The sequence below is a fragment of the Lysobacter hankyongensis genome (genome assembly GCF_039543145.1).
In the GTDB taxonomy this organism is placed as follows: Bacteria; Pseudomonadota; Gammaproteobacteria; order Xanthomonadales; family Xanthomonadaceae; genus Lysobacter_I; species Lysobacter_I hankyongensis.
Genome location: NZ_BAABJE010000015.1, coordinates 1 through 17,724, shown reverse-complemented (window position 1 = coordinate 17,724; position 17,724 = coordinate 1). Strand labels below are relative to the sequence as shown.

Sequence of the window (17,724 nt, the reverse complement as noted above, 5' to 3'; positions counted from 1 at the left end):
CCGTGGCCGTCGTCCGTTATCGCATCCCCGACGAACCCCGGCCCTCCGGCCTGATCCGCTATGCGGTCGATCCGATGTGGCCGCTGCTGGCGATCATGCTCTCCGGCAACGCGCTGGGTCTGGCCTGGTTCGCGTTCAACAGCCGCGCCCTCGGCAGCGTGTCCGCCGCGCGCGAAGGGGCGTACATCGCCGGCAGCCTGCTCGGCTGCGTCGCCCTCGCCTTCCTGATCCGCATGGCCGCCGAGCAGGGCTTGCTGCCCGACAAGGCCTCGCTGCAATACGCGCTGCTGGCGTTCGCCGCGCTGAAACCTTCGCTCGGCTACGCGCTGTACATCAGTCAGTCGCGCAGCGCCGAGCTGATCGTCCATTTCGGCGGCGTGCTCCGCAACGGCATCGTCGGCCTGCTGGTGTGCTTCCTGATCGCGCGCAGCGCGCTCGACGACCTGAAGCTGCCGTGGCTGATCTCGGAGGCCCTGCGATGAGCGACCTGCGCACCCTGCAATTGCTGGGACACGCCGCGCGCCTGATGCGCGGCGGCCACACCGATCAGGCCATCGACGTGCTGACCCGGGTGCTCGGCGAGACGCCCGAACTGAGCGCCGCCCACGCCTACCTCGCGGTCTGTCTGGTGTCGCGCCACCGGCTGCACGCGGCGAAGCTCGAAGCCGAACAGGCGCTGATGCTGGATCCGGATTCCGAACTCGCGCACATGGCGATGGCATCGGTCTCGATCGCGCTGCGGCGCTTCCGCGAGGCCGAAGCGCATCTGGACGCCGCGCGCGCGCTGTCGCCGGACGACGCCGACATCCTCGCGATGTCCGCCAGCCTGAATCAGGCCTGGGGTCGACCGGAACGGGCGCTGGAGGAGATCGCGCGGGCGCATGCGATGGCGCCGGACGATGCCGGCATCCTCGCGCAATACGGCCACATCGAATTCGAGCGCGGTCGTCGCGAACCGGCGCGGGCGCTCGCCGAACGCGCGCTGGAGATCGATCCGGGGCACGTCGATGCGCTGACCCTGCTCGGCCATTGCGACCTCGCGGCCGGGCGCGTGAACGACGCCCGCACCCATGCCGTCTGGGCGCTGCAGAACGATCCGGGCGATGCCGGCGCGCTCACCCTGCTGGCCGCGGTGAAGGCACGGCAGAGCTGGCTGCTCGGACTGTGGTGGCGGTTCCAGACCTGGATTTCCGCGGGCTCGAACCGGCGCGCGATCGCGCTGCTGGTGGGCGTATATCTGCTCTACCGCGCCGCCGGCATCGCCCTGACCGATCACGGCCTCAAGGACGGCGCGTCGATGCTGTCGGTGGTCTGGCTCGGCTTCTGCGTCTACACCTGGTTCGCGCCGTCGATCTTCCAGAAAAGCGTGCGCCGCGAACTGGGAACCGTGCGCCTGCGGCCGGATTATTGAACCGCGAAACGCAGGCTGGGTTGAGCGTGCATCCGTAGGCTGGTGCTGAGCGCAGCGAAGCCCAGCGCTTTTGTTCGGTGCGATCAACGGGATGCTGGGCTTCGCTGCGCTCAGCACCAGCCTACGGCGAGCGCTCCAACGGCTCACCGAGCCGCAGCGTCTCCGCCTTCGAATTCGCCCGCAACCACGGCCACCAGCCGCGGCCGGTGAGCGCGTAGCGATCGGCAGCGCGCTCGAAACGATTGCGCACGCTCACGCCGCCGAAAAGAAAGTACAGCGGCAGGAACAGCGGCCCCAGCGTCATGTACTGCAACACGTGCGCGCGCTCGTGGTCGCCGATACGGGTCCGCGGCTGCACGCACCACTTCGCGCGATGGGCGTAGGTGGTGCAGAGCGCGTCGAGATCGCCGTGCGTGCTCAGCATCACGTTGCCGAGCGTGAGCACGCCGCCCGGGCCCAACGGAAACCCGTGGAAGACCAGCGCGAGATCGCGCGTGCGCAGCTTCGGGCGCGCACCGAACGGCATCGACAGCGCGCCGGCGATCAGGCCGAGCAGGCTGTTGGGCGCTGTCCACAGCAGGCCGATGCCCAACAGCAGCGCGCGTCGCCAGGGCGTCACGCGGCGCCCTCCTCCGGGATCAGCAGCCAGAGGATCAGATAGACCAGGATGCCGGGAAACGCCGCGGACAGCGCCGAGACCAGCACGTAGACGACGCGCAGCAGGGTCGCGTTCCAGCCGAAGCGAGCGGCGATGCCGCCGACCACACCGGCGAGGACGCGGTCGTTGCGGACGCGGACGAGAGTTCGGGTGGCGGCCATGCGGAGTTCCGGGGCGTCGTGACGCGGAAAGTCTAGCGCTTCGGTGCGGCGCGCAGCGCCTGCAACCGCTGCCTGAACCACTGCGCGGACGGCTCGGCGGCCTTGCCCGCGCAGCGCACGCGGTAGGGCTTGCCGCTCATGCTGCTTTCGCTCGCGGCGCGTTCGATGAACAGTTCGGCGGTGTCGGCCATGTCGCGCTTGCGCAGATAGTCGTATTTCTTCTGCAGATGCGCCTGCGCGGTCTTCGCGTCGTACCATCGGCCGTTGCGTTCGAACGCGCAGCCGGACGCGCCGAGACCGGCGATCAGCGCGTCGATTTCGCGCTGCGCCTGTGGCGACGGCGCGGCGTCCGCCGGACGCGCGGCCGCCCACATCATCGTCGCCGCGAGCAGCAGCGCGCATGCGAGCCACGCCCTCATTTCGCGCGTTTCGCCAGCCAGTCGTGGATCGCGCCCGGCACTTCCTTCTGCGCGCGGCCCGACACGTAGATGCCGATGTGACCGCCGCGGAACGACAGTTCGGAATAGTCGTCGCTGCCGATCAACCCGCCGAGCGGTTTCGAGGCCGAGGGCGGCACCAGATGATCCTGCTCGGCGAAGATGTTCAGCACCGGCATGTCGACGAAGCCCAGATCCACCGGACGTCCGCCGATATCGATGCCGCCGTTCACGAAACCGTTGCCCTGGTAGTACTGCTTGATGAACTGGCGGAAGGCTTCGCCGGCCTGGTCGGGCGAATCGAAGATCCACTTCTCCATGCGCAGGAAGTCTTCCATCGCCTTCTTGTCGTCGAGGATGTCGACCATGCCCACGTATTTCTGCACGAACAGCCGCCACGGCTTCAGCGTGAGGTAGCACAGGTTCATGAGGTCGGCCGGCACGTTGCCCAGGGTGTCGACGAACAGGTCGATGTCGAGGCCGCGGGTCCAGTTCGACAGCATGTTGTCGTCGGTGTGGAAATCCACCGGCGTGACCATGGCGATGAGGTTCTTGATTTTGTCCGGATGCAGCGCGCTGTAGGTGAGCGAGAACGCGCCGCCCTGGCAGATGCCGAGCAGGTTGATCGCCTCCAGCCGGTGCGCCTGGCGCAGATGGTCGACGGCACCGCCGAGGAAACGTTCGATGTAATCCTCGAGGGTGAGGAAACGATCGGAACGGTCGGTGTAGCCCCAGTCGATGAGGTACACGTCCTCGCCCAGCGCCAGCAGGTTCTTCACCAGCGAGCGGTCGTCCTGCAGGTCGACCATGTACGGGCGGTTGACCAGCGCGTAGCAGATCAGCAGCGGAATCTTCGCGGTCGGCGCGCGTTCGCCGCGGAAGCGGTACAGCACGACCTTGCCGTCGCGCCACACCTCTTCCTTCGCGGTGACGCCGTAATGCACGTCGTCGAGTTCGCGCAGCGTGGCGAGGCCGGCGCCGAGCTTCTGCTGCAGGGTCGCCGCTTCTTCGGCCAGCTTGTCGGGAGAAACGTCGAATGGGCTGTTGTACATGTCAGCGCGTCCTCTTCGCGGCCTTGGCCGGCGGCAACGGTTTCAACGGCTCCGGCATCGGGATCGACGCGATCGCCTGCCGCGGCGCACGCTTGGCGGCCGGTTTGACGGCCGCGCGCGACGGTTTCGCGACCGCGGCTTTCGTCGGCGCGGCTTTCTTCGTTGACGCCTTCGCGGGCGCGTCCTTTTTCGCCGACGCCTTCTTCGTCGCGGTCTTCGCCGGTGCAGCGGGTTTCGATGCTTCGGACTTCGGCGCAGAGGACTTCACCACCGACAGGGTCGGCTTCGACGTCTCGGCGACGGGGCGTTCGGCCGTCGGCGCGGCACGCCGCGGCGCTTCGGCACCTGCGGCCGTACGGCTTGCGGAGAGCCGGCGGACCTGACGCTCCAGCTCGGCGATCCTGCGATGCGCGGCGTCGACTTCGGTGCGGCCCGGCAGGCCGAACAGATTGCCCATGTGCTCGATCTCGCGCTGGACACCGGCGCGCACGCGCATCTGCGCGTTGACCAGATCGCCGTAGACCCGGCGGAAGCGCGGCGCCAGCGCGATCTCGGCATACGCCTCCTCGGCGGCGTCGATCCACAGGTCGAACAGCGCGCGCGCCGACTGCAGCTGGCGACCGGGTTCGCTGCGTTCGGCGAGCTTGCGCTCGAAGCGCTCGAACGCATCCTTGCCGGCTTCCAGCATCAACGCGGTGTAATCGTCGTTCTTCCGCTGCAGATCGAGCTGGGCCTCGGCCAGCGCCTGCCAGCGTTCCTGATGTTCGCGGTTGAGGCCGAACGCGGGCGTGCGCAGCCAGCCCAGGCTTTCCTCGCGCAGTCCGCCCATCAGGGCGTTGCCGGAGAACGCGGTCATCAACGGCGCGATCTGCGCGTACCACTGATCGAAACCCGACTGGCCGCGGCCGCCGAGACCGTCGAACAGGCTGGTGAAGGCATTGCCGCCGCCGAGGGCGTCGCGCCACGCGGAAGCGATGTCGCCCGCGCTGGCGTTGCGGCCCGCGAACTGCCCGGCGACCTGCTGCATCGTGCCCAGCCATTGCCGGGCCTGGGTCGAGAAGCGTTCGACGACCTCCGCGGCCTCGTTGCGCACGCCACCGCCGGCGAATTGCGACCAGCTGTCCATCGCGGCACGCCAGGGATCCTGTTGCTGACGCGGCGCGCCGCCGGCCGAACGCATGGCATCGGTCAATGCGCTCCAGTACTGCTGCGCCATCGCGCCGAAGTCGGGGGGCCCGCCGAAACCTCCGGGGCCGCCACTTCCGAAACCACCTGCATTGCGCATCGCATCGCTCCCGGTCAGAGAAGGCCATGATAACAACGGCGACCGCGGACGACCGCGCGGACACGACCCGCAGACCCGCGATGCAGGCCGGCCGCGAAGACCGCAGCCGCCAGAATCACCTTGTCGTCGTCGCGGCCCGGGGCCGCGGGTTCACCACTTCGGAATACGCAGGGTCTTGCTGACCATCAGCGAGCCGGACAGCGCGTAGGCCAGCACCAGCGGATGCAGGATCCACGGGCCGACCTGATAGGCGCCGAACCAGAAATCGCCGCCGATCCGTCCCGCGTCGATCGCCACCACCAGCATCACCACCAGCGCGAGGCTGGTCGGGATCGGCGTGCCCTCGAAATGCGTCACCTTGTCGCCGCCGTCGGCGAGCTGTTCGGCGGTGATGTTGAAGCGCGCCAGGCGACTCACGCCGCAACACACGAAATAGCCCAGCACCAGCCAGTCCCAGCCGCCCTGCAGGCCGGCGGCGAAACCGAGCGCGGCCGGCGCGACGCCGAAGGAAATGACGTCGGCCAGCGAATCCAGTTCGCGGCCCAGGGTCGAGGACGATTGCCGCCAGCGCGCGACGCGGCCATCCAGCGCATCGAACACGAAGGCCAGCGGCACCAGCGCGAGGCCCCAGATGAGATCGTGCTTCGCGCCGGACTGCATGTAGCGCAGCGCACAGAACACCGCGCTCACGCCGCAGAAGGCGTTGGCCAGCGTGAGCCAGTCGGCGAGATGGAAATCCCGCAACATCGAGAAATGGCGCCGGATCATCATCGATTGCCCTCCAGTGACCCCAGCTTGCCAGCGATGCGGCGGGGTCACAAGCGCAGGCGCGCGTCGGGCTATCGCGCTGCGGGCATCGCCAGATGCTCGGCGGTCAGCGGCTTGCCGGCGCGCGGCACGGTTTGCACGACCGCGTCGACGGGCATGGCGCCCTCGCCTTCGAGCGCGGCCAGGGTGCGATCGAGCGCCGCGTAGACGTAGGGCAACATCGGCAGATAGCGCGCGCCGTAGTCCGGCAAGCCGAGGAAGGCGTCGAAGTGCTGGGCGTTCCGCACCTGCCAGAAACGCACGTCGCGGCCGGCGGCGCGAGCCTTCGCCACGTACGGCGCACTGGTGAAGGCCATCGGGATCAGGCCGTCGTCGACGCCATGGATCACCGTCACCGGCAATCCCGCGCGCGGCAGGCCGGCACGGGTCTCGGCGACGCCGCGGCGCACCCGTTCGGCATCGGCGGACGCGCCGCGCCAGAGATCGCGCAGGCAGTGCAGGCGGATCGCGGCGGGATCGACCTTCGCGATCTCGTCGACGATGCCCACGCCTGCGCCCGGCGGAATGCCGCTGGCGTCGCTCCACCACGCGGCACGCTCGGCGGCGGTCGCCGCGCGCGGCGTGCCGTCGGCGGCCAGCATCGACCAGCGATAGCCGCAGGGATGTTCGCCCACGCCGTAGCGGCCATACGCCGAGGCGTAGGTGATCGCGACCGCGCGCCACAGATCGAAGCCCACGCTCAGCGCACCCGCGCGCAGCGCCTCATCGGTCCAGCCTTGCGCATGCAGGCGTGCGCGGGCATCGCGCGCCTGCGCGTCGGTGTCGGCGCCTTCGATCACACCGGCATCGCGCAACGAGGCGCAGCGCTGGATCCAGCCGGCCCGCGCCTGCGCCTGCAGCGGGGGCTGCGGCAGGTTCTCCATCGTCAGCAGCGCGCAGGGCATCAGCAACGCCGCTTCGGTGGTGTAGTCGTAAAGCGCGCGGCTGCCGGCGCCGTCGACCAGCACGCTGGGCTCGCCCGCGACCACCGCGTCCAGCCAGTCGCCGTCCTGCTCGGCCGCGCGCAACACCGCGCCGCCGCCGTTGGAGATGCCGACGGCGATGATGCGGGTGTTGTCGAAGGTAAAGGGCGCGTCGGCGGGGAAGGCGCGATCGAGCGCCTGCAGCGCGAACGCGGCGGCCTGATGCACGTGCGTGCCCCAGTCGGCCTCGGGGTTGTCCTGCGAATGCGCGTGCTTGAACGCGACGCCCGATGCGCCCGCGGAGGCCGCCGGCGCGAACGCGAGACCACCGGCGGCGTCCGCGCCGACGGTGCCATCGGCACGCGCGCCGCTGCGTGTGTCGAGATCGAAATAATCGGTGCCGGTGCCCTTGTCGGTGTAGGCCACGGCGCAGCCTTTCGGCAGGCCCCAGGCGCCGGCGACCGCGATCGCACCGTAGACGCCGCGCGAACCCGACGACGGCGCCACCAGCAGACAGCGGCGCTTGCGGTCGAACGCATCCGGCACCTGCACCAGCACCCGGTGCGGTTGATGCGCACCGGGCACGGTCGCGAACGCGGAGAATTCGCGGCCGGGCACCGTCGCGGTGCTGCCGTACAGCTCGCCGTAACCGCCGCCCGGGGCGAGATCGGCGATGCCGCGCCAGTTGCTCCAGATCGCACGGCGACGCAGTTCCGCCGCGGTGGGCGCGGTCGGATCGGCGAAGGGCGGCGGCGCGAGACTGCGCAGCCCGGCGAGGCCCAGCCCCGCGGTCAACAGATCATCGCCATCGCGATGCATGGTGGCGCGATCGGCGCTGAACATCATGGACTCCCGCACGCGCGTTCCCGTTTTCTCATCCTCCGGACTACGCGGGCCGCTGGCGCAGGCGGCCATGGCGGTGGTCAGCGCGGTGAGGGCGGAGAGGCGCAACGCGGAACGGAAGAAGGTATTCAAAGTCATAACGACGCAACGTAGCAGCCGGGACCGGCGATGGCATCGTACTTTGGTACCAGAGCGACGACCCGCGGCCATGCCCGCGCCCTGCTAGGCTTCACCGGATCGCTTCCGCTTTTTTCGCCGACCCGCACCGACCCGACCATGCCGCAGCTTCTGATCGCCGACGACCATCCGTTGTTCCGGGCCGCCCTGCGCGGCGCGGCGGCCGAGGCCGCGGACGATGTGCAGACCTGCGAAGCGGCGTCGCTGGACGACGTGCTGGCGACGCTGGAAGCGCGGCCCGACATCGATCTGGTCCTGCTGGATCTGCACATGCCCGGCAATCACGGCCTCGCCGGACTGGCGGCGATCCGCGCGCAGTATCCCGCGGTCGCGGTCGCGCTGGTCTCGGCGAACGAGGACCCGCAGATCATCCGCCGCGCGCTGGACCACGGCGCCGCCGGCTACATTCCCAAGAGCGCCGGGCTGGAAGAACTGCGCGATGCGATCCGCACCGTGCTGGCCTGCGAGGAATGGCTGCCGCCCGCGCTGCGTCCCGCCGTGGCCCGCGCCCGCTCCGCGCCTGGCGACGCCGACCTCGCCGCGCGTCTCGCCAGCCTCACGCCGCAGCAGTTCCGGGTGCTCGCGCTGGTCGCCGAGGGCCTGCTCAACAAACAGATCGCCGATCGCCTCGACGTGCAGGAACGCACGGTGAAGGCGCATCTCAGCGCGATCTTCGAAAAACTCGGTGCGCGCAACCGCACCCAGGCCAGCGTGATCCTGCGCGAACTGGAGATCAGCGACCCGGCGCGACAGATGGAGCCCTGAGCGATGCCACGCTCCGCACGCATCGCGCTCACGACGCTGCTGGCCTCGGCCCTGGCGGTCGCGGCCGGCCCGGCGTCCGCGCTCTGCACGGACGGCCGTCATCCCTCACTACCGGAAGAATTCGCCGACAGCGACATCGTCGCCACCGGCACGGCCCGGTTCGTGCGCCACGCGGTCGACCCGAAGGACCCCGACGGCTACGTCGCGACCATTCACGAAATCCGGGTCCGCGAGATCTTCCGCGGCCGCATTCCGAAGCGGCTGTACGTCGAGACTCCCAACACCAGCGCACGCTTTCCGCTGGATGCGGGAACGACCTATCTGCTGTTCCTGCACCGGGACGCGAATCCGGAACGATACTTCATCGACAACTGCGGCCATTCCGCGCCGGTCGACGCGGCGCGCAGGCTGTTGCCGCAGGTCCGCGCGCTGCGGGCATCGGGTTCGAAATGAATGCCCGGCCGCATCGATCGACACGATCGAGACCGAGCTCCGGCTTGCGATCCAGGCCTCGCAGGCGATAGGCTCGCGGCGGGGGATTCGACCAGAGGCAATATCCCCGCGCGCATCGACCATGCGCGCGGCGAGGCACAGGCCATCGACGATGGCCGTGCGCTATCGCATCTCCTGCTCCGGACGCGCGCAACGCCGTCCGCCACCCAGCAGCAAGGAGGACGCCAAATGGATATCCGCGGCATCGAGATCGCCCATGCGATCGAACCGATTTACGGCAAGGGCGCCCAACTGGTCGCCACCGGCGAGCACGCGAGCGATTGGCGCGTGCGCGTCGGCCAGAACATGCATCACGTCGACTTCAATCGCATCGTCGCGCTTCTCCACGGACCCAGGTTCCGCGCGGTTGCGATGGGCGCCGGGCGCGGGGATTGGCGCGCGATCGATTTCGATTCCGGACAGCACGAAATTCTTCCGGTGGTGATCGTCGCGAGCGAGTTGTCCAGGAACGTCGACGGCGTACGCGCCGCGATCGACAACCTGCTCGGCAATCTCCGCATCACCCAAGCCTGGTACGGCCATCAGCTCAACGGCAAGTCGTTCCGTTTCGTGCAGGGCGCCATCGTGATCTGGAGTTCCGCCTCCGCCAACGAGTGGGATCTGTGGGCGAAGACCACCAGCATCCCAGACGTCATCGTCCCGAATCCCGCGAACCCGACGCATGTCATCCCGAACCCCGCGGACCAGTTCCCGGCGGAAGACAACCGCGAACTGCTGCTGCGCAGAATGGAAGGCACCGTCGGCAACGCGTTCGGCCGGCGCATCGACACCAACGGCACGATCCTGTGCGTCGCTCCGTATATCGGAAGAGGCATGGCGGCCTCCGGCGCCGGCGCGATCAACCGCTGGCATTTCTCGGCGCAACCCCCGTCGATGACCGAATACAACGGCGAAAACTTCGCCGCCAAAGACCGCGCGCGTACGGATGCGATCTACAGCGTCGGCCACGAACTCGGCCACGCCTTCGGCCTGCCCCATCCCGATACCCGACCGGACCCCAAGGATCCGCAGTCCGGTTACTCGATCATGGGCAACCCCACGAATTTCTTCGACAAGGCCATCCTGCTGAACGTGGAGAAGAGCGAGCTGATGCGTTCGCCGTTCATCCGCTGAACGGCGGACGCGCCGCGCGCGCCCGTGCCGACGACGCGCGTCGTCGGCACGGGGCGTCGGCCGATCAGCCCAGCGTCGCGTCCAGCGTCACCGGCACCGCGAGCGCGCGCGAGATCACGCAGCCGGCCTTCGCGGCGTTCGCGATCTCGGCGAACTGTTCGGCGGAGATCCCCGGCACCGTGGCGCTGACGATCAGATGCACGCCGGTGACTGTCGGGCCCGGATCCATGCCCGGCTCCATCGTCGCTTCGGCGCGGGTCTCGATGCGGGTCGGCGTGAAGCCCGCACGGCCCAGCACCGCGCTCAGCGCCATGCTGAAGCAGCCGGCGTGCGCCGCGGCCAGCAGTTCTTCGGGGTTGGTGCCCTTCTCGTCGCCGAAGCGGGTCTTGAACGAATAATTCTGGTCGGCGAACAGGCCGCTCTGCGGCGTGCTCATGCCGCCCTTGCCGGTCTGGATGTCGCCTTCCCAATGCGCGGTCGCGATGCGTTTCAGGGCCATGATCGAATTCCTGTCGAGGGGAGAATGCTGTAGGGAACCAGGAGTCTACCCGGATCGCGTTGCCGGAAAATGTGCCAGCGCGTGCTCGACGAAGGCGCGCACCTTGGGCGTCAGATACCGCTGGCTCGGAAAGACCGCATGCACCGGAACCGGGGCGCGCATCCAGCCGGGCAGCACCGGCATCAGGCGCCCGGCGGCGACATCCTCGGCCGAAATCGCATCGAGGTTCTCGGCGATGCCGAGTCCGGCCAGGGTCGCATCGCGCTGGGCATACCGGCTGTCGACGCGCAGGCGCGGCGCCGCTTCGATGATTTCGATGCGGCCCTCGGCGTCCTGCAGCCGCAGGGGCGCGGGCTTGCCCGCGGGCGAAAACGCGATCAGATCGTGCGCCGCCAGTTCGGACGGATGCCGCGGCTCGCCGCGTCGCTGCAGATAGGCCGGCGCCGCGTACAGCCCGTAGCGCAGTTCGCCCAGCCTGCGCGCCGCCAATCGCGAATCGGCCAGCGACCCGACCCGGATCGCCAGATCGAAGCCTTCGTGCACCAGATCGACGATCCGCGAACTCGTCTCGACTTCGATCGCCAGCTGCGGCCAGCGCGCCAGCAACGCGCGCGTCCACGCGAATCCGGCCACCAGCCCGAACTCCAGCGGCATCGTCACCCGCAGCAGGCCGTGCGGTTCGCCATGCACGGCCTGGGCGACCTGCGCGGCCTCTTCCACCGCGGCGAGGATCCCCAGCGCGCGTTCGAACAGCTCACGGCCGATCTCGGTGAGGCGCAGCGCCCGGGTGGTGCGTTCGAGCAGGCGCACGCCCAGTTCGGCCTCCAACTCGCCGACCTGGCGGCTGACCTGGGCCTTCTGGGTGCGCAGGACTTCGGCAGCGCGGGTGAAGCTGCCGCTCTGGACCACGGTGACGAAGGCGCGCAGGCGGGAGAGTTCCATTGTTGTCTGATTCGTCGACGATGGGTCTCGATTCTGATGATTTATCAGGAAACGGGCAACGCCAATACTGCGTCACCCGCACCGGAGATCCCGCATGAGCCTGCACGACACCAATCCAGTGAACCCCGCCCGCCGCAAGCGCGTGGCCCTGGTCATCGCCAACCCGAGCGTGTCCACCACCACCGGCTGGCCGGTCGGCTTCTGGTGGAGCGAACTCACCCATCCGTGGCACGTCTTCGCCGAGGCCGGCTACGCGGTCGAACTGTTCAGTCCGGACGGCGGCCGCTGCGAAGGCGACGGCATGAGCGATCCCGACGACGCCAGCGGTTACAGCGCGACCGATCTGATCAGCCGCGGCTTCCTGCATACGCCCGCACTGAAGGCCCTGGTCGAGACCACCGGCAAGGTCGCCGACATCGCGGTCGATGCGTTCGACGCGATCGTCGTCGCCGGCGGCCAGTCGCCGATGTTCAGTTTCGAGACCGCGACCGACCTGCACGCGAAGTTCGCCGAATTCCACGCCGCCGGCAAGATCGCCGCCGCGCTGTGCCACGGCGTCGCGGTGCTGAAGTACGCGCGCGGCGGCGACGGCGAACTCATCGCCAAGGGCCGCACCGTCACCGGCTTCGCCAATGTCGAGGAAGACTTCGCCGACAACGCGGTGTGGGATTACGGTCTCGTCCCGCGCGGCAACCATCTCATGCCGTGGCGGATCGAGGACGCGCTGCGCGCGCTCGGCGCGAACTACGTGCAGGGCGGCATGTGGCGCAGCTTCGCGGTGCGCGACGGCAACCTGATCACCGGCCAGCAGAACTTCTCCGGCGCCGAGACCGCGCGCCTGGTCGTCGAAGCGCTGGGGCGCTGACATGCACGCGTCCGACGCGCGCCTCGAAGGCGGCTGCCACTGCGGCGCGATCCGGGTGTCGATTCCGGTCGACGCCGTCGGCGTGGTCGCCTGCCACTGCGGCGATTGCCAGAAGCTCCACGGCAACTACTTCGCGATGCTGGTCGCGGATCGCGACGCCATCGTCTGGTCGGGCAGCGCCGAACGCCAGCGCTATCGCTCGTCGCCCAGCATCGACCGCACGTTCTGCCCGCACTGCGGCAGCCGCATCGCCAAGGAACCGGAGGCCTCGCCGAAGCTGATGCTGTCGGCCGGCCTGTTCCCGCGCGACCTTCCGCAGCGACTGATCCGGCACGTCCATGCGGACGGGAAGCCGGACTGGTATCCGCTGCCGCCGCTGCAGGCATGATCCTTCCCTCGACCTTACGGAGATCCGCATGAGCATCGCCATCCTCGGCGCCGGCAACGTCGGCGCCGCCCTCGCCCGCAACCTCTCGCGTCACGGCATGCCCGTGTTCTTCGGCGTCCCCGAGCCGGAGAAATACCGCGATCTCGCAGATGCGCTCGGCGCCCGCATCGGCCGCGTCGAGGACGCGATCGCCGACGCGCGGATCGCGATCCTCGCCGTGCCCTACGCATCGGCGCTCGCCATCGCCGACCAGATCGGCGACTGGAACGATCGCGTCCTGATCGACGCCACCAATCCGCTGGCGCCGGGTCTCGCCGGACTCACGGTCGGCACGACCACCTCCGCGGCCGAGCAGATCGCCGCCCGCGCCCGCAACGCCCGCGTGGTGAAATGCTTCAATGTCACCGGCGCCGAGAACATGGCCGACCCGCAGGCGCTCGGCGGCGGCGTGTTCATGCCGGTCGCGGGCGACGACGCCGGCGCCCGCGCCGAGGTCGTGGCGCTCGCCGCGCGCATGGGCTTCGACGCCGTGGACGCCGGCCCGCTCTCCGCCGCGCGCTATCTCGAACCGTTCGCGATGACCTGGATCCATCTCGCCTTCGCCGCCGGCCAGGGCCGCGCCTGGGCGTTCTCGCGGGCGCGCAAGGCGTCGTGACGCTGCCGGTTGACCGCGATCAAATCCGCGCGACGTCGTGTCGCGCTGCCGCTTGACCGCCGCGGTCGAAGTTCCGATGCTTGTCGGGCGTCCTTCCGGACGCCCCGCCATGACCGCCCGCCGAGCGCTGCTCGGACGGCAGGCGCCCGCAGCGGACAGCCATGACGGCTCTGACCTTTCGCACAGAAGGAGAGTCGGTCATGTCCTACAGCACACAACAGATCCGCAACGTGGCCCTCGCAGGCCACCCCGGCGCCGGCAAAACAACCTTGTTCGAAGCCCTGCTGCATGCCGGCGGCGCGATCCAGACGGCAGGCACCATCGAGCGCGGCAGCACGGTCTCGGATCACGACGGCATCGAGAAGGAACGCGGGCACTCCGTCGACGCCGCCATCGCCAGCACCGATCACGCACCGGCGGGCCAGCCGCCCGTTCACGTCAATCTGATCGACACTCCCGGTTACCCCGATTTCCGCGGACCGACCCTGTCGGCCCTGGCCGCGGTCGAAACCGTCGCGGTCGTCGTCGATGCCGACACCGGCATCGGCTACGGCACCCGCCGGATGATGGAATACGCGCAGGCGCGCAACCTGTGCCGCGTCCTCGTCGTCAACAAGATCGACCACGACGGCGCCAGCCTCGGCGCGCTGCTCGACGAACTGCGCGAGACCTTCGGCAACGAAGTGCTGCCGCTGAACCTGCCCGCGAACGGCGGCAAGTCCGTGATCGATTGCTTCGGCAACAGCAGCGGCGAGAGCGATCTCGGCCCGGTCGCCGACTGGCACCAGAAGATCATCGACCAGGTGGTCGAGATCAACGAACAGGTCATGGACCATTTCCTCGAAGTCGGCGAGGAAGGCCTCGGCGGCCAGGAACTGCACGACACCTTCGAACAGTGCCTGCGCGAAGGCCATCTCGTGCCCGTGTGCTTCGTGTCCGCGCGCAGCGGCGCCGGCGTGAAGGAACTGCTCGACATCGCCGAAAAACTCTTTCCGCATCCGGGCGAAGCCAATCCGCCGCCGTTCGTGAAAGGCGTCGGCGACGACGCCGCGCCGATCGTGTCCACGCCGGACCCGGACGCGCACGTCATCGCCGACGTGTTCAAGATCGTCAACGACCCCTTCGTCGGCAAGCTCGGCATCTTCCGCGTCTACCAGGGCACGGTGAAGAAGGACACCCAGCTGTTCGTCGACGACGGCAAGAAACCGTTCAAGGTCGCGCACCTGTTCAAGCTCAAGGGCAAGGACCACGTCGAGATCGAACGCGCGGTGCCCGGCGACATCGCCGCGGTCGCGAAGATCGACGAACTGCATTTCGACGCCGTGCTGCACGACAGCCACGACGAAGACCAGATCCACCTCGCGCCGCTGGATTTCCCGAAACCGATGTTCGGCCTGGCGGTGGACGCCGCGAGCAAGGGCCAGGAGCAGAAACTCGCGATCGCGCTGCACAAGCTGGCCGAGGAAGATCCCTGCTTCCACGTCGAACACGAGGTCGAGACCAACGAAACCGTGGTCCGCGGCCTGTCCGACCTGCATCTGCGCATCAACCTGCAGCGGCTGAAGGACCGCTACGGCGTCGACGTGAAGACCCGCCCGCCGCGCATCGCCTACCGCGAAACCGTGGCCGCGAATGCCGAAGGCCATCATCGCCACAAGAAACAGACCGGCGGCGCCGGCCAGTTCGGCGAAGTCTTCCTGCGCATCGAACCCCTGCCCCGCGGCGGCGGTTTCGAATTCCTCGACGAGGTCAAGGGCGGCACGATTCCCGGGCAATTCATGCCCGCGGTCGAAAAAGGCGTGCGCCAGGTCCTCGCCAGCGGCGCCATCGCCGGCTATCCGATGCAGGACGTCCGCGTCATCGTCTACGACGGCAAGCACCACCCCGTCGACAGCAAGGAAGTCGCCTTCGTCGCCGCCGGCAAGAAGGCCTTCCTCGACGCGATCGCGAAAGCGCGCCCGCAGGTGCTCGAACCCATCGTCGACCTCGAAGTCGCCGCGCCCGAAGCGCACATGGGCGACATCAGCGGCGGCCTCTCCTCGAAACGCGCCCGCATCAGCGGCACGGATTCACTGCGCGGCGGCGAGATCGTCGTGAAGGCGCAGGTCCCGCTGTCGGAACTCGAAGGGTATGCGGCGGAGCTGAAATCGGTGACGGCCGGAAGAGGGCGGTATTCGCTGGATTTCAGTCATTACGAGCCGGTGCCGGGGCAGGTGCAGTCGAGGCTGATCGACGCGTATAAGCCTAAGCACGAAGAGGATTGAATCGGGAACTCAGGGATGAGACAAGGGGAGTTCGATATGCGGAATGGGAACGGCAGGCGCTTGGCGTCTGCCGGGAATTTATGACTGACTGTTCGCAGAATTGCGACACCAAAACCAGCCAAAACAAACGGCAATGCGAACTAAATTTTGACCAAAAATAGGCGAGCAGGCTATTCGTCTTGAATGCAAGAAATTAATCAACAGGGGGCAGGAAGCTAATGAGTGCAATACACGGTTTTCGCGAATTGCAAATCCCAAGACATAACGTGTTTTTGAGTTACCACCATGCCAACGATCAAATCTACCGCGATCACTTCGAGCATCTGTTTGCGCTGACCCATGAAATCATGGTGTCAAAATCGGTGCAAATCGGAGATATCGACCCGCACTTATCAACTGAGACTGTGCGCCAGAAGATTCGCGACGAGTACTTGCGAGACTCGACAGTGACGGTAGTTCTCATAGGGTCGCAGACGTGGCAAAGAAAACATGTCGATTGGGAAATAGGCTCAAGCATTAGACACACGAGATACAACTCAAGGTCCGGCCTACTTGGGATTGTATTGCCCACATATCCGCGGCAAGACCCCACGAAATTTGATCCATACACAATTCCTCCTCGTCTCTACGACAATTTCAAGTGCGGATTTGCGAAGATATACAGCTGGAGCAATTCCGCTATTGATGTCAAGCACTGGATTCACGAGGCGTTTGTAAGAAGAAATCAAGTGACACCAGACAACTCTTATCCTAATTTTGTTAACAACAGAACTGGCCTGAGGTGGTTCTAATGAAGTGGCGCCTAAGACCGGGACACCCACTTTCCCTCCCCTTCTCCACCCAGCCGCGAGCCGACCACACGAATCGAACCTCTCAACCCCATGGAAAACAGGAGAAAACCGGGACATCCATTTCCCCGTCTGGATGACATGTGGATCCCTCTCGTTTTTTTCTCGGCGACAGCCGGAACCCAGCTTCCAAAGCTTTCAAGGCTGGATTCCGGCTTGCGCCGGAATGACAATGAGCGCATTCGATTGGGGTGAGTGATGGCCGAGAGCACAAGATACGACGGAAAGAACATAGAAGTCCTTCGCGGATTGGAGGCCGTCCGCCGTCGGCCGACCATGTATGTGGGCGATCTCTCCGATCGCGAGCTGCCGGTCCGCCTTTTGATGCAGGCGCTCTGCCACGCAGCGGATTCCGCGGTCGATGGTGAGTGTACTTGCGTGGCGATACGGGTTGATGGCGCCCATGTGGACATTGATTACGATGCCGGCATGCCGCTGGACCCCGCCGCTCCTAACGGCGATCAAGTCGCACTGGTTTTCCTTTCTGCTCTTGCAGGCTGCCACAACCGAAAGCGTCACCTGAGCGTTGGCGATGAGCTTTGCGAGATCGGACTGGCAGTCCTCAATGCATTTTGCGCTTCGCTCAGAGTCGAGACCATCTACCGCGGCTGGGCTGCAGTCTATCGTTTCGAGAAAGGCAAGCAGATCGGCGACGCGCCAATAGTCGAAAGCAGTGAGCGTGATCGGACGTCGATCTCCTTTCACCTGGACAACGAAATACTCGGCGCGAATATCTTGTTCGATCGGGCCGGCTTGAATCGCTCGATTGATCGAGTCAGGCAGCTTCTGCCGGAGCTGCTGATCGACATCAGCTGATGCTGTCGGTCCAAAGGCCGTAAGGCGCATACGCCCTTGTAGGGTGCATCAGCGAAGCGCCATGCACCTTCTTCCGGCATCCGGCATGGCTGACGCATATCCGGCGCATGACGCCTTCGGCTTATGCGCCCTACGAAAGTCAAAGCTTTGTCGGAGCGGAACACGAGTCAGAGTGCACTTCCTCGAAACACAGAACCGCAGGCCAAGTCATCGCACATGTTCCTCCTTCCGTTCTTGAGAATGACCTGAGACGAATCATGTAGCCGATCGGCAGGTGAGTTCTCTACCCTCGACAGACCAAG

Annotated in this window: 20 protein-coding genes; 11 read left to right on the top strand and 9 right to left on the bottom strand. The window is 67.1% G+C overall.

Translation table 11 applies throughout. The features are described 5' to 3' along the window. Positions 1 to 2: 2 nt before the first annotated feature. Positions 3 to 482, top strand: coding sequence for a hypothetical protein (locus tag ABD974_RS14355; protein ID WP_345304022.1), 480 nt, complete (start codon positions 3 to 5; stop codon positions 480 to 482). Beyond that, positions 479 to 1,411 carry a tetratricopeptide repeat protein gene (locus tag ABD974_RS14350; protein WP_345304021.1) on the top strand — a complete coding sequence of 311 codons (933 nt, stop codon included), beginning with the start codon at positions 479 to 481 and terminating at the stop codon, positions 1,409 to 1,411. Before ABD974_RS14355 ends, ABD974_RS14350 begins: the two co-directional genes overlap by 4 nt. A 121-nt stretch (positions 1,412 to 1,532) precedes the next feature. Here ABD974_RS14350 and ABD974_RS14345 read toward each other — a convergent pair whose 3' ends face one another. The 7 genes from ABD974_RS14345 to ABD974_RS14315 form a co-directional block, all read right to left on the bottom strand. Further along, positions 1,533 to 2,060 (bottom strand): hypothetical protein, encoded by a 528-nt coding sequence (locus tag ABD974_RS14345; protein WP_345304180.1) that lies wholly within the window; start codon positions 2,058 to 2,060, stop codon positions 1,533 to 1,535. Then, positions 2,027 to 2,230, bottom strand: coding sequence for a PspC domain-containing protein (locus ABD974_RS14340; RefSeq protein ID WP_345304020.1), 204 nt, complete (start codon positions 2,228 to 2,230; stop codon positions 2,027 to 2,029). Before ABD974_RS14340 ends, ABD974_RS14345 begins: the two co-directional genes overlap by 34 nt. A 32-nt stretch (positions 2,231 to 2,262) precedes the next feature. Next, a complete protein-coding gene (locus tag ABD974_RS14335) occupies positions 2,263 to 2,649 on the bottom strand; it encodes a YfeK family protein (protein WP_345304019.1) in 387 nt (128 codons plus the stop codon). After that, on the bottom strand, positions 2,646 to 3,719 hold the full coding sequence (locus ABD974_RS14330) for a class III poly(R)-hydroxyalkanoic acid synthase subunit PhaC (RefSeq protein ID WP_345304018.1): 1,074 nt from the start codon (positions 3,717 to 3,719) through the stop codon (positions 2,646 to 2,648). The genes ABD974_RS14335 and ABD974_RS14330 overlap by 4 nt, the downstream gene beginning before the upstream one ends. A gap of 1 nt (position 3,720) precedes the next feature. Next, positions 3,721 to 5,004, bottom strand: coding sequence for a class III poly(R)-hydroxyalkanoic acid synthase subunit PhaE (phaE, locus tag ABD974_RS14325; protein ID WP_345304017.1), 1,284 nt, complete (start codon positions 5,002 to 5,004; stop codon positions 3,721 to 3,723). 150 nt (positions 5,005 to 5,154) lie between these two features. After that, complete coding sequence (locus ABD974_RS14320) at positions 5,155 to 5,775, bottom strand: CDP-alcohol phosphatidyltransferase family protein (protein WP_345304016.1); 621 nt, start codon at positions 5,773 to 5,775, stop codon at positions 5,155 to 5,157. A gap of 68 nt (positions 5,776 to 5,843) precedes the next feature. After that, positions 5,844 to 7,577 (bottom strand): 3-hydroxybutyrate oligomer hydrolase family protein, encoded by a 1,734-nt coding sequence (locus ABD974_RS14315; RefSeq protein ID WP_425562706.1) that lies wholly within the window; start codon positions 7,575 to 7,577, stop codon positions 5,844 to 5,846. 276 nt (positions 7,578 to 7,853) lie between these two features. Here ABD974_RS14315 and ABD974_RS14310 point away from each other — a divergent pair, with 276 nt between their 5' ends. The 3 genes from ABD974_RS14310 to ABD974_RS14300 all read left to right on the top strand — a co-directional run bounded on the left by ABD974_RS14310 (position 7,854) and on the right by ABD974_RS14300 (position 10,145). After that, on the top strand, positions 7,854 to 8,519 hold the full coding sequence (locus ABD974_RS14310) for a response regulator (RefSeq protein ID WP_345304015.1): 666 nt from the start codon (positions 7,854 to 7,856) through the stop codon (positions 8,517 to 8,519). A gap of 3 nt (positions 8,520 to 8,522) precedes the next feature. Next, positions 8,523 to 8,972, top strand: coding sequence for a hypothetical protein (locus ABD974_RS14305; protein ID WP_345304014.1), 450 nt, complete (start codon positions 8,523 to 8,525; stop codon positions 8,970 to 8,972). Between the two features lie 228 nt (positions 8,973 to 9,200). Then, positions 9,201 to 10,145 (top strand): hypothetical protein, encoded by a 945-nt coding sequence (locus ABD974_RS14300; protein WP_345304013.1) that lies wholly within the window; start codon positions 9,201 to 9,203, stop codon positions 10,143 to 10,145. Positions 10,146 to 10,209: 64 nt separating this feature from the next. Here ABD974_RS14300 and ABD974_RS14295 read toward each other — a convergent pair whose 3' ends face one another. Together ABD974_RS14295 and ABD974_RS14290 are read right to left on the bottom strand one after the other, a co-directional pair. After that, complete coding sequence (locus ABD974_RS14295) at positions 10,210 to 10,644, bottom strand: OsmC family protein (protein WP_345304012.1); 435 nt, start codon at positions 10,642 to 10,644, stop codon at positions 10,210 to 10,212. A gap of 45 nt (positions 10,645 to 10,689) precedes the next feature. Next, entirely contained in the window at positions 10,690 to 11,586 is an 897-nt protein-coding gene (locus ABD974_RS14290) for a LysR family transcriptional regulator (protein ID WP_345304011.1), read from the bottom strand. A gap of 94 nt (positions 11,587 to 11,680) precedes the next feature. On the opposite strand from ABD974_RS14290, the gene ABD974_RS14285 reads away from it, so the two are divergent. From ABD974_RS14285 to ABD974_RS14265, 6 genes are all read left to right on the top strand, one after another. Next, positions 11,681 to 12,451, top strand: a complete 771-nt coding sequence (locus ABD974_RS14285) for a type 1 glutamine amidotransferase domain-containing protein (RefSeq protein WP_345304010.1) — start codon at positions 11,681 to 11,683, stop codon at positions 12,449 to 12,451. A 1-nt stretch (position 12,452) separates the two neighbouring features. Continuing rightward, the gene (locus ABD974_RS14280) at positions 12,453 to 12,839 is read left to right on the top strand and encodes a GFA family protein (protein WP_345304009.1); all 387 of its coding nucleotides are present in this window, start codon (positions 12,453 to 12,455) and stop codon (positions 12,837 to 12,839) included. A 28-nt stretch (positions 12,840 to 12,867) separates the two neighbouring features. Then, entirely contained in the window at positions 12,868 to 13,494 is a 627-nt protein-coding gene (locus ABD974_RS14275; protein ID WP_345304008.1) for an NADPH-dependent F420 reductase, read from the top strand. Positions 13,495 to 13,694: 200 nt separating this feature from the next. After that, positions 13,695 to 15,758 (top strand): elongation factor G, encoded by a 2,064-nt coding sequence (gene fusA / locus ABD974_RS14270; RefSeq protein ID WP_345304007.1) that lies wholly within the window; start codon positions 13,695 to 13,697, stop codon positions 15,756 to 15,758. Between the two features lie 218 nt (positions 15,759 to 15,976). After that, positions 15,977 to 16,549, top strand: a complete 573-nt coding sequence (locus tag ABD974_RS19530; protein WP_425562705.1) for a TIR domain-containing protein — start codon at positions 15,977 to 15,979, stop codon at positions 16,547 to 16,549. A 255-nt stretch (positions 16,550 to 16,804) separates the two neighbouring features. Then, positions 16,805 to 17,422 (top strand): DNA topoisomerase IV subunit B family protein, encoded by a 618-nt coding sequence (locus tag ABD974_RS14265; protein ID WP_345304006.1) that lies wholly within the window; start codon positions 16,805 to 16,807, stop codon positions 17,420 to 17,422. Positions 17,423 to 17,724: the final 302 nt, after the last annotated feature.